This is a genomic window from Niastella sp. sgz303648 (assembly GCF_059587045.1).
Genome location: NZ_JCAPSW010000021.1, coordinates 85,163 through 97,717, shown reverse-complemented (window position 1 = coordinate 97,717; position 12,555 = coordinate 85,163). Strand labels below are relative to the sequence as shown.

10 protein-coding genes are annotated in these 12,555 nt (G+C 43.3%); 3 read left to right on the top strand and 7 right to left on the bottom strand.

Translation table 11 applies throughout. The features are described from left to right. Positions 1 to 26: 26 nt before the first annotated feature. From AC59IL_RS34925 to AC59IL_RS34910, 4 genes are all read right to left on the bottom strand, one after another. Positions 27 to 905 (bottom strand): alpha/beta fold hydrolase, encoded by an 879-nt coding sequence (locus AC59IL_RS34925; RefSeq protein ID WP_496556889.1) that lies wholly within the window; start codon positions 903 to 905, stop codon positions 27 to 29. A 93-nt stretch (positions 906 to 998) separates the two neighbouring features. After that, positions 999 to 2,198 carry an Lnb N-terminal periplasmic domain-containing protein gene (locus AC59IL_RS34920; RefSeq protein WP_496556888.1) on the bottom strand — a complete coding sequence of 400 codons (1,200 nt, stop codon included), beginning with the start codon at positions 2,196 to 2,198 and terminating at the stop codon, positions 999 to 1,001. Positions 2,199 to 2,332: 134 nt separating this feature from the next. Further along, positions 2,333 to 3,832: an IMP dehydrogenase gene (gene guaB / locus AC59IL_RS34915; protein ID WP_496556887.1), complete on the bottom strand. Its 1,500-nt coding sequence runs from the start codon at positions 3,830 to 3,832 to the stop codon at positions 2,333 to 2,335. A gap of 197 nt (positions 3,833 to 4,029) precedes the next feature. Next, positions 4,030 to 5,097, bottom strand: coding sequence for a methyltransferase (locus AC59IL_RS34910; RefSeq protein WP_496556886.1), 1,068 nt, complete (start codon positions 5,095 to 5,097; stop codon positions 4,030 to 4,032). Positions 5,098 to 5,569: 472 nt separating this feature from the next. On the opposite strand from AC59IL_RS34910, the gene AC59IL_RS34905 reads away from it, so the two are divergent. Together AC59IL_RS34905 and AC59IL_RS34900 are read left to right on the top strand one after the other, a co-directional pair. After that, complete coding sequence (locus tag AC59IL_RS34905; RefSeq protein WP_496556885.1) at positions 5,570 to 6,319, top strand: XRE family transcriptional regulator; 750 nt, start codon at positions 5,570 to 5,572, stop codon at positions 6,317 to 6,319. 564 nt (positions 6,320 to 6,883) lie between these two features. Continuing rightward, entirely contained in the window at positions 6,884 to 9,373 is a 2,490-nt protein-coding gene (locus AC59IL_RS34900; protein WP_496556884.1) for a DUF5916 domain-containing protein, read from the top strand. A gap of 23 nt (positions 9,374 to 9,396) precedes the next feature. Here the strand turns inward: AC59IL_RS34900 and AC59IL_RS34895 are convergent, their stop codons facing one another. The 3 genes from AC59IL_RS34895 to AC59IL_RS34885 all read right to left on the bottom strand — a co-directional run bounded on the left by AC59IL_RS34895 (position 9,397) and on the right by AC59IL_RS34885 (position 11,781). Then, positions 9,397 to 10,320, bottom strand: coding sequence for a histone deacetylase family protein (locus AC59IL_RS34895; RefSeq protein WP_496556883.1), 924 nt, complete (start codon positions 10,318 to 10,320; stop codon positions 9,397 to 9,399). After that, a complete protein-coding gene (gene pdeM / locus AC59IL_RS34890; RefSeq protein ID WP_496556916.1) occupies positions 10,317 to 10,973 on the bottom strand; it encodes a ligase-associated DNA damage response endonuclease PdeM in 657 nt (218 codons plus the stop codon). The genes AC59IL_RS34895 and pdeM overlap by 4 nt, the downstream gene beginning before the upstream one ends. A 190-nt stretch (positions 10,974 to 11,163) precedes the next feature. Next, positions 11,164 to 11,781, bottom strand: coding sequence for a heme-binding domain-containing protein (locus AC59IL_RS34885; RefSeq protein WP_496556882.1), 618 nt, complete (start codon positions 11,779 to 11,781; stop codon positions 11,164 to 11,166). 29 nt (positions 11,782 to 11,810) lie between these two features. Between AC59IL_RS34885 and AC59IL_RS34880 the strand changes: the two genes are divergently transcribed. Further along, positions 11,811 to 12,542, top strand: a complete 732-nt coding sequence (locus AC59IL_RS34880) for a hypothetical protein (protein ID WP_496556881.1) — start codon at positions 11,811 to 11,813, stop codon at positions 12,540 to 12,542. Positions 12,543 to 12,555 lie beyond the last annotated feature (13 nt).

Genomic DNA, 12,555 nt, shown 5'->3' with positions numbered 1-12,555 from the left:
TCAGCTGGTATATAGCACAGTATTCGTTAGTCAATTTTACCATGCAATAAAAAATCTTCAATAAAAGCATTACTCCGGGACGGATCTTCCCACATTCCCATGTGAGCAGCATGTTCAAGTATATGAATATAAGACAATCCGGGCATATAACATTGTTGCAGCCCCTGCTCAAACGGCACTGCCGTGTCGTATTTTCCTAAAATAAATTGAATGGGCCGGGGGAAATTTTTCAATACATGTGTACGGTCGGGGCGCCGAATCATGGCTTCGTAGTAATTTACGAGCGATTGCGCCGTAAAGTTGGTAAAACGGGTAAGTATTTTCTGTATTGTGGCGGGGTCCTTCTTTTTAAATGCTGATGAGAAAAGATTGGGAATGGATTGTTCTAAAAATTTAACCGGGCCATATTGTTTAATAAACTCAATACCACGCCGGCGGGCGGCAACTTTTTCTTCACTATCGGCATAAGCTGAGGAGTGAAATAATCCAAACGACTTCAACCGGTTGGGGTATTTATCGGCAAACGCCAGCGTAACATAACCGCCCATGCTATGGCCTATCATGATTGTTTCGGCAATGTTTTCCTGATCCAGAATAGCGCCCATACATTCGGCAAAGTACTCCATTGACCATTGTTGCCCGAAGTTATCCCATCCATCGCCTGCCTGTGGCGCACCGATAACCTGTACATTGCCCATGGCCAGTTGTTCGCTGCCGATCGATTTGCCGCTGCCCGGCAAATCGGGTATGATCAGTTGAAATTTTGTTTTAAGATATTCAATCTGATTTTCCCAAACGGTACCGTCTTCGGCAAAACCATGCAACAGTACCACGGGTTGCCCCTCTCCTTCAACACGATAAAATACAGGCTGATCATTAATCAGGATATTGTTCTCTTTTGCCATGGCTCAATTTACGAAAGTTCTATTGGTTACCGGTTCCTGGTTTCCGGGAAACCCGGCAACTGGAAACCGGCAACAGTTGTTATGCTTTGCCTATTACTTATTAGCGAATTGCTTTTTGTCTTTTGCCAATTGCTTCAGCGTGAGATTGCCTCTGAAAAAGCTACGCACAATTATAATACCCAGTATGGGCGCTACAGTTGCATTGAACTGCTGAGGAAGCAGCCACCAGCACAATACAAATAACAAAGCCAGTGCCAGCACTATGCGAAAATATTGTTGCAGCCATTTTTTGTTCATATAAACAACAAAAGCTACCGGAAAATGGGTTGGCAGGGCCCACCACAAATTGAAGTTATCGCGGCAAACGGTATCAACACGTATGGCCCAGAGCGTTACAATAAGCACTCCAATAAAACCGGTAAATAAAAAAAACAGGCTGTCGAGTATATTTAAGGTACGTTGTGCCCATTTGCTTTTTTTGAACGATAACAGGGTAACAATCACAAAAAACAACGTAAAAAAAACAAACGGCGTAAACCACGATGATGACTGAGGCACCTCCACTGCCGGAAGCACTATTTTCTTTTCGCTCACCAGTACATGCTGGTTAACAACGGCGCTGTCGAAACCCATCATCAGGTAATCGGGCAAAAACATGGCCTGTTCATTGGTTACCTTTTCATCGAGATTATTGCCCAATAGCACATCAATTCCCAGTTTGCTCCAGTATTGGCCGGCTTTGTTCAGGTAGGTATGAATAAGTTGCCGGTAGGTAGGCGGTTCAGCAGGTAAAATATTATTTAAAATTATTTTTGCACCGGTTTTTTGCACCACCATATCCCGTGCGCGGGAGGTGCAGTTATCGGTATGAAAATAATAATTATAGTAACGGTTTTGTTCCAGCGCATTTTCCTGCAGCGCCATAAACAGACGTTGCTTTTCGGCACAGGTCAATTGCAGGTTTTGCTCAATAACACCGCGCTTTTCGAGGCTGTATTCATACAAAAAATCCTGGTATGAATAGGCAGAAAGCGCATATCGCATGATGCCTTTGGTAAACTTTACGTAAAAGTTCGGATCACGGTCGTCGAAAGTACCATAATTGTATACGATATCGAAACCACGGGCGCTGTCGGTTACACGTAAAGCAGTATGTCCGAATGTGGAATACAACGCTGAGCCCGGAGTGCAGGTAAGTAAACTGATGCGTAATCGGCAGGAATCGGGTTGACCGGCTGTAAAAAGTGAAATGTGAAGAATGAATAGAAATAGTAGTAACCGGAGCAACTTCATCAGGAATGAATTTAAATATCAAGGTACATTTTCAGGTTTCAGGTTACAAGTTACATGTTGCAGGGATTCCAAACAACATAATACAACCAAAACGTGGATCCCCTGTAACCAGTAACCTGTAACCTGTAACAATTTTACCTGCTATAATTCGGTGCTTCTCTTGTAATTTCTATATCGTGTGCGTGGCTTTCTTTCATACCGGCATTGGTAATGCGAACAAACTGCGCCTGCTGCAATCCTTTAATATCTTTTGCACCACAATAGCCCATGCCCGCTCTTAATCCGCCCACATATTGATAAACTATTTCGCTTAAATTTCCTTTAAATGCCACCCGGCCTTCAATACCTTCGGGTACATATTTTTTAATATCATCTTCAACATCCTGAAAATAGCGGTCGCCGCTTCCCTGGCTCATAGCACCCAGCGATCCCATACCACGGTATTGTTTGAATTTTCTTCCTTCGTAAATAATGGTATCACCAGGACTTTCTTCGGTACCGGCAAACACACTTCCCATCATAACTATATTGGCACCCGCAGCCAGCGCTTTAACCATATCGCCGGTATAGCGAATACCACCGTCGGCAATTAAGGGAATGCCCAGTTTATGCAAAACAGAAGCGGCTTCCATAATAGCAGTGACCTGCGGAATACCTGCGCCTGCAACGATACGTGTAGTACAAATAGAACCTGGACCGATACCAACTTTAACGGCATCGGCGCCTGCATCGGTAAGGGCTTTTGCCCCTGCGGCGGTTCCTATATTGCCGGCTATAACCTGTAATTTTTTAAAGTTCTTTTTCAGTGTTTTCAATGCATCGAGCACGCCTTTACTGTGGCCATGAGCGCTATCTAAACAAACCACATCAACACCTATTTGTTTCAGGGCTGCCGCACGATCGAGCAAATCGCGGGTGATGCCCAGTGCTGCGCCAACCAGTAAACGGCCGTATGAATCTTTTACGGCATTGGGAAAGCTTTGAACCTGCAGAATATCTCTGTAGGTGATCAGGCCAAATAAGGTACCGTCTTTTTTAACAACCGGTAACTTTTCAATTTTATATTGTTGTAGGATCTTTTCAGCTTTTTTCAGATCGGTTCCTTCAGGAGCGGTGATCAGATTTTCTTTTGTCATCACCTCGCTTACTATGCGTTTGTAATCAGATTGAAAACGCAGGTCGCGATTGGTTAAAATACCTACCAGTTTTTTATTGCTGTCAACAATAGGAATACCGCCGATCCGGTTTTCTTTCATCAGCCGCTGGGCATCGCCAATAGTTGCATCCTCATTTAAGGTAATGGGGTCAAGGATCAATCCGCTTTCGGTACGTTTTACTTTTCGTACCATACTTACCTGCTTTTCAATGCTCATGTTTTTGTGCAGGATGCCCAAACCGCCTTCACGGGCCAGGGCAATGGCCAGATTAGCTTCTGTTACCGTGTCCATAGCGGCCGATAACATGGGTATATTTAACTGAATATTTTTGGTAAGAAAGGTGCGGATGTTTACGTCCCGGGGCAAAACCTGTGAGTAGGCGGGAACCAGTAAAACGTCGTCGAATGTTAAACCTTCACCAAAAAACTTATTTGACTTAGGAGATTTTCGCTGAGGAGCACTATTGTTTGTTGCCATGTGCAAAGATAGTATGGCCACCCAATATGCTCCAAATTTTATTGAAAGAGTAATACGTAGTAAGTGGTAAGTAATAAGTAGCCGGCCAGGCCCACTTTTACTTACCACTTATTATTCATTCACTTACACATCACCACTTGTTACTCTCCCACTTCCTGCTTACTGCTTACTACTTACAACTTATTACTTAAAACTTATTACTTATAGGCTATAGCAGCACTCGCCGGCCCGGCAAGGGAAATAAGTTCTGTTTTCTTAAATCCGGCTTGCTGGGCCCATTGTTCAAAATCGTTCATCGTATAATCAAAGGCATTTCCGTTTTCGATCAGCATATTCAAACTCATCAGCAGTCCGAATGTGTTCACACGGCGGTCATTATCGATGATATTTTCAATGGCAATAAATACGCCGCCTTCGGGCAGGGCTTCATACACTTTATCAAACAGCATTTGTTTTCCTTCGTCATCGACACCATGAAGTATATTCCCCATCGTAATTACACTGGCCTTTGGCAGCATGTCGGTAATAAAATCGCCACTCACTACCTCTATACGATCGCTTAAATTAAACTGATTGATTTTTTTGGCAGCCACTGGTGCTACTGCAGACAAATCGAAATTGATGCAACGAATGTTCGGGAAGCGATTGCATATTTGTATCGATAAAGTGGCATCGGCCCCGCCAATATCGGCCAGTGTATCGAATCGGCCAAAGTCGAATTTACTTACGAGCATCATAAAATTGCCCATTTGTATTCCGCTCATTGCATCCATAAACTCCTGCAGCTTTGCGGGGTCTTTAAACAATTCAGGAAAGAATTGCATATTACCCTTTTTGATTTCATTTTGCGGAAGCCCCGTGTACAGCGCTTCTTCCAGATCGCCCCAGAAATTGTAAGCGCGGTTGTTAGCCATTTCAAGTATTCCGCCCATATAGGTAGGTTTGTTTTTATCGAGAAAAATATCTGTTTCAACCGCATTGCTGTAAACGGCATTATCGGTTAATCCTTCGCGTTTCAACAGATCGAGCGACACCAGCACATCGAGCAGGTCGTAAACATGCCGCTGTGTAGTTTCGAGTTTCAGTTGTTCCTTAACTTGCGCCCCTGTTTTTGGCCCTTCGGCAAGTAGGGTGAACAGTTTAAGCTTTACAGCTGTAAGCAGTGCTTTGGATGGCCAGAAACCCATTCCTATTTGCATAATCTTATCGGGGGTGGGCTCTTTGGTGAGGGCAATTTTTTCGCCTTGCGCAATTGTTTGTTCCATAATGGCAATTTTTGGAAATTATAAAATTGGTTACCTGGTTTATGTCAACATGGTGTTTACCTGAGTTGTGATACCCGGGCCAACACTTATAGCTCGTTATTTGAAATGATTCAGAAAAGGTTTATGCAGTACAGCATTTGTTATACAAGGGGAACAGGTTAAACAGATTACCATTGCTGATGATCCATACAAACCGGCATTTGCCTGATGACCTTACTAATGTTGAAACCGGGTGGAATGATATTATGATCAGAAGTGAATTGGATTAATACATTGTAGTTGTTATTACCACCCGTTTACCAATTTACAATTAAATACAATTGGTTACTTTTTTTTGCAATGAAATCTTTTTTAACAATCATCCTTTAGCTGCCATTAACATGTATTTGCTACAACAAAATAGCTGGCCATAAAAATTTTTTTATGGTATATGACAAAATAATTAGTATTTTAGCGCTAAACTTATTAGTCTATGTCAATGGCCGGTCAAAATCTGAAATATCTGCGCAAGCTGCGTGGATGGACACAGGAAGAATTTGCCACCAAACTAGGTATTAAACGATCGCTGCTGGGCGCCTATGAAGAAGAGCGGGCTGACCCCAGAATTGATGTACTGGAAATAGTAGGCGATCTGTTTAAGCTAACGCTTGATGACTTATTTTTAAAAGACCTCTCCGATAACAAAGGCAACTATCTCGCCAAACGCCGCGCACAAAAACTGGCTGCCGGAACAAATGATATTCAGTTTGTGCCGGTTAAAGCAGCTGCCGGTTATCTGGCAGGCTATGCCGATCCTGAATTTATTGATGAACTGAATACCTTCACCCTTCCCATGCTGGCGCCGGGTCATTATCGCGCATTTGAAATTGTAGGAGATTCCATGTTGCCCACCCAAAGCGGCTCTATCATAGTGGGAGAAAAGATTGAAGATATCAACGATGTTAAAAATAACTTCACTTATATAGTGGTATCACGCCATGAAGGCATTGTGTACAAGCGGATGATGAAAAACAACCGCACCAAAAATAAATACACCCTCATTAGTGATAATCCCACTTACCAGCCTTACCAGATGAGTGCCGAAGATATTCTGGAAGTATGGAAGGCCATGATGATCATCGGTAAAGCAAATACACAGCCACATTGGGATGTAAATCAGCTGGCCAATGTAGTTAGTACGCTGCAGGAGCAGGTTAGTAATTTAAAAAAGAAAATGAACTAAGTAATAAGATGTAGTACGGGAACAATCAGCCAACCCGTGGCAGATCGCATACTTTTTTCATATGTAGCTAAATATCACTGGCTAATAATCACACAGTATTACCCTCATTAACAACATCATTGCCGGCTTATTTACCAGGTAAAGCCGGCAACCTTACCTGTAAAATTGCAAATTGCAAAATGCACCGTGATGGTCGTTACCATTCGCTGGAAAGCAGCTTTTTGTATATAATACTTGTCTTGTAACCCTTGATCAGGTAATATAAAAGACAGGCGTTGTAACACACAGCTTATGCTTAACTGTAATTTGTAAATACTTGTCCATTCACCGGCTTCATTGGTTTATTTTACTGAGCCACCTGCGCACTTCAAACCTTATAGTAGATCAGGAAGGGATGCCCCGTTTTGACGGGATGACCCGGATGCACATGCATACACATGAATGCAGAAAACAAGTCCGCAACCATGTTCAGATAACGCAAACCAGAGATTTTGACGATGAACTACAACATGATCCTTTTTCTATATATAAATTCAGGTATTTTTGCCGCCCTTATGATGCTTTATGCTTAGAAGCCTCATTATAATATTATCATTGCTAACTACTACCGGGCTTCAGGCGCAACAAAAAATTACGCAGGCCGTAAAAGTAACTTTTGCTCCCCGAATCGATGGCTCGCTGGATGATGCTGCCTGGCAAAACGCGCCGGTTGCAGTTGATTTTGTGACCAATACACCTGTGTACGGCAAACCGGCTTCTCTTAAAACTGAAGTACGGATTGTATATGATAATTCCTCTGTTTATATAGGCGCTTATTTGTACGATGATCCGGCCGAAATACGCCGCCAGTTTACCACACGCGACAATTTGCTTAAGGCGAATGTTGACTATTTTTCGGTATTTCTCGATACATACCACGACCGGCAGAATGCTTACCAGTTCCTTGTTACTGCCCGTAATGTGCAAACCGACGCCCGGGTAAGCGCTAATTACAAGGCCGAAGAAGGTACGTATGGCGATGTAAGCTGGGATGCCGTTTGGGATAGCCGGGTGAGTGTTCGTCCCGATGGCTGGGTGGTTGAAATGCGTATTCCGTTTTTTTCTCTTCGCTTTACCCGCAAACCCGAACAAATATGGGGTATTCAGTTCATGCGGTTCAGCCGGCGGTTTAATGAAACTTCTTTCTGGAACCCGGTGAACCCTGCCGTGAGCGGATTTGCCAACCAGTTTGGCGATATATCGGGATTAAACAACCTGGTGCCGCCTTTGCGGCTGAGCTTTTCACCCTACGTAAGCGCAGGTTACCGGCAAACGCCGCAATTAAACCAACCCGGCAAATACGAAACATTAAAAAGCGGGGGAATGGATGTTAAATACGGCGTTAATGAAAGCTTTACACTCGATGCCACGCTGATACCCGATTTCGGACAGGTGATCTCTGACAATGTGGTAAATAATATCAGCCCGTTTGAGGTCAGGTTTCGTGAAAATCGACAATTTTTTACAGAGGGCACCGAACTGTTTAACAAGGCCGGCATCTTTTATTCGCGTCGCATAGGTAAAGTGCCTGAAAAATACGATTCGCTGCAGAACCTGTTAAGCTCCGGCGACCTCGACGGATACCAGCTGATAAAAAACCCATCAGTAACGCGGCTATATAATGCCGTTAAATTTTCGGGACGTACCAGCAGCAAGCTTGGTATTGGAATTTTTAACGCTGTGACCGAAAACGTAAAAGCAACTTTGCGCAATCGCACCACCGGCGCCGACTCAACAGTTATCACAGAGCCCTTAACCAATTATAACATTATTGTGCTTGACCAGGCATTGAAAAACCGGTCATACATAACATTTACCAACACCAATGTGTGGCGCAATGGCAATAAACGCGATGCCAATGTAAGTGCCCTTGATATTGCCCTGTACGATAAACATAATAAATACGGAATTATTCTTCGCCCCCGTTACAGTACCGTGTATCAAAATACCGGACGGTACAATGGCTTTGCAAACTATTTTGAGGCAGGCAAAGTAAGCGGCAACCTGCAGTTTTCGCTGATCAGTGATCTTAAGTCGGCCCAATACGATCCAAACGATCTCGGCTATTTATTGTCACCCAATGCTTTTTCCAATTCCGCTTCTGTAAGCTATAACATATACCAGGCCACTCCGGCATTTTTAAATCAGAGTTATAAAGTTTCAGTAAAACAAGACTATCTTTTTAAACCGTTCTTATATCAAAAAAACTCTTTCGAAGCATCTTCTTCCTGGTTGTTAAGGAATTTCTGGGACCTGAACATCAGTGCGGATATTGCTCCCCGCTGGTATAACGATTTTTTTGAAATGCAAACGCCTTCGAGCCTGTTGCAAACACCCCGGCAACCCCTTAAGCGTTCACCCTATTATTCGTTATTTATAGATGCTGGTACCGACAACCGCAAACGATTAAGTGGTACCCTGTTTGTTGGCGGGGCCGAAGGACCATTGCCTAATGATCCCTATTATGCCATTCAGGCAGGCATTCGATACCGGTTCAGCGACCGTTTTTTGCTGGATGTTAACTATAGGCGACAATACGATAACGGTCAATGGGGATATGCTTTTGTACGCGACGCTGCTACCCGGGCGCCCATACTGGCGCGCCGCCAATACGCCGATGTAACATCTGTTGTAAGCGGTGTGTACAATTTTGCATACCGTATGAACCTCACTTTCAGGGCCCGTCATTTCTGGAACCGCTTACTGAACACCAATTTATATAATATTCATCCCGATGGATACTGGACAGAAAGAACCGATCTTAAACCGTCTGACTACAACGTAAACTACAATGCCTTTAACCTGGACGTATTTTATACCTGGGATTTTCGGTTAGGCAGCCGGTTAATTATAGGCTGGAAGAACTGGTTGGGAAAAGATTATGAATATTATATTGATGGAGTATCCTACAAAAACTATACATATAACGCACAGCAATTATTCAATACGCCGCATGGCAATGAATTTACCGTTCGGTTTATTTACTTTTTGAATTATCAGCAGTTGAGAAATTAGTCCTTCGGCTTCGCACAGGACTATCAGAACAAACCATAAATGTCTTTCGCTAACCTGAATGTGTTACAATGTGCGTCAACAATAGTTTTGATATCGGGCGAATACCCCCCGCCCATGGCTACGGCACAGGGAATGCCTTTTTGTTTTAACTGCGAAAAAACCATTTCATCGCGCTGCTTACAACCTTCCATGCTGATTTTGAGTTTGCCGAATTTATCGGTAGCCAGAATATCTACCCCGGATAAATAAAAAACAAAATCGGGATGCAGCTGGCCGATTAATGTTTGCAAATTGCTTTGCAGTAAACTCAAATACAAATCATCTTCCGTACCATCGGCCAACCCGATATCCAGATCGCTTTTTTCTTTATGAAAAGGATAATTATGGGCTCCGTGCATGCTGAAAGTGAATACACGCGGTTCATGTTCAAACAAACTGGCCGTTCCGTTTCCCTGGTGAACATCCAGATCAACAATAAGAATTTTTTGCGCGAGATTTTTTTTAAGCAGATAATTCGCAGCCACGGCAAAGTCGTTCAGCAAACAAAACCCCTCGCCCCTGTTGGCAAAAGCATGATGCGTGCCGCCTGCCACATTCAGGGCTACACCATATTCAAAGGCATACATACAGCAATCGATAGTACCCTGTGTAATAACAAACTCCCTGCGGGTAAGTTGCGGCGATTGCGGAAAACCGATATGCCTTTGCTCGCGGGCCGATAATGTTTGTTGATGTAACCGGTTTACGTAACTCTGTTCGTGGGTCCATAATACCACTTCATCGGGGCAGGGCAAGGGTGTGAATAAATTACCGGCAGAGATGGCGCCTTCGTATAATAATTGTTCGGGGATCAGTTCATATTTCAACATGGGGAACCGGTGACCGGCCGGCAAAGGATGCGCATAAACAGGATCAAAAGCAATTTTTAACAGAGGGCTTGCACTCATTGCAATTGCACAATATGGTTATTAACAATAGCAAATACATTTTCGTTTTCGGCAGGCTCAACCAGTGCAATACCGGTAAACCGGCTGAAAGCAGGCAGCACGCAAAAATTGGCGGCAAAATAAAAACAGGGAAAACTGAGCGATTGTTTGGCAGGGCCTTTAATACGCACACCAGGATGAATATGCCCTGAAAAAAAATAATGCCCACGGCCGGTGGTTAGTTCATTCAAATCGTGGCGAAAGCGAAAGCAATCCATGTGTAACTCCTCCTCTGTAATATGAATATCGCATTGCCTGTACCAGTTATCGTGTAAAATATCGTGATTGCCTTTAACGAGATGAATATGTAAAGCAGGAAAATCGTGTCGCCATTTGCGGAACAATTCCAGTTCGCGGTTTTCATGGCTGTGAAAAAGATCGCCTACCACTACCAGCTGTTTAGGTTGAAAATATTGCAGCAATTGCACCAACCGCTGCAGGTCTTCTTTATAAACGGCCTGCGGCACCGCAATGCCGGCTTTTCGAAAATGACCTGTTTTTCCAAAATGCAGGTCCGAAACGATTAAAGTTTTTGCTTCTTCCCAAAAAACACATCGGTGAGCTGATAACCAAAGCTGTTGCTCAAACAATTTATATGAAACAGGCGCTACCATCGGCGGCAAAGGTAGCAATTTCGGGTCACAGGTTTCAGGCTACGGGTTACAAGGTTAAGGTTTCAGGTTTCAGGTTACAAAGTTTGGTCTGTAATGTAAAAATCTGCCCTTTTATCTATCACTGGTAACTGAAAGCAGGTTACCGGCAACAGGTAACTGGTAACCGGCAACAGGTAACATGCAGCTATTATTACAGTCCGTTTTTCGCTGCAATTTCCTTTCTCAGGTCATTCGCCCAATTGATGAGCAACTGTTTGTCGGCGTCGGAAAGTTTGGCATCGGTATGCACCCACAGGTAGCTGTTCAATGGCATTTCATCATCTTTAACCTGTTTGACAAATTCCTCAAGCTTATGATACTGACGTTTGGCCGGGTAAGCACCAAATTCAGAAAAATTCAATTCGTCTTTTCCCTCGTTAACATGGTGCTGCAACCACCAACCCACGGGTTGAACATTGGTATACCAGGGATACAAGGTGTTATTGCTGTGACAGTCGTTGCAGGCTTTGTTCAGCAGCGCTTTTACCGGTTCCGGAACCACATACATCTGCGTAATATCATTGGGCGACGTAGCAGTCGACAGGTTACGTGCAGGCCGTATAAACTGAATAACCACCAGCAGAACGAGTATGATCAGCGCAACTCTTTTTTTCATGATAATGCCGTTTAATACAATGAAAGTAAAAAGAAACAATAAAACCGTAAAATGATCGTGATCATATTCGTTATTATTATCAGTTGGGCAATTCGGAATTTTAGCTGTTTCGGGCAGCAATACACTGATTAAATTAGTAATTTTATAGGCCATATTTTACCATTACCTTAACCCAGGCTTATATGAAACCCACCATTATTAACCATCCGTTTCGCACCATATTATTGGAATATAACAGTGAAGCACCTCTTAGTGCCTTTGAACAGGAGGCCATTGAAAAATATACGTTGCTGCACAATGAATCGTACGCGTTTAAACAATTAATGACCCGATTACTTGAATATTACAAATCGGCCCAACCCCTTCAGCAGCAATGCCGTACCGATTTTAATATCCTGCAAAGTGAATATATGCTGGTTGCGCCTATGCTACAATATTTTGAAGAAGGGAAACATCTGTCAGAAATTGAAATTGAAGCAGTACCCGAAGAAGACCGGGTAGGTTACGATACACAACCGTTGTTTGCGCAACTGAATATTTTTCAACACTCTTACACTGATTATATTCAGGGTTTAAAGGCGGCCGAAGACGACCATACCAATATGATACAGCTGCTTGAAAAACTGGAGCAACAGTTCGATGAATTTGAAGCCACTTATTTTTCGCCCATCATCAGGAATTATGCTCAAATGGAAATTGATACGGTAAGTTTGGATGCAGACTTCGATAATTTTCGCGGCACTTTTTCAGAACTATACAAATTAGACGATGAGCTTTGTGATGTGCGCAATGCCTTTATTGAGGTGCACAACCCTTTATTCGAGCAGATCGCTGCGCTCGACAAGGACCTCGTTAATTTTTTTGAAACGCTGAGGAAAGTTGATGAGGAAAGGGAAAGAGCCAGGAAAAATTGAGGCAGGTGGCAGA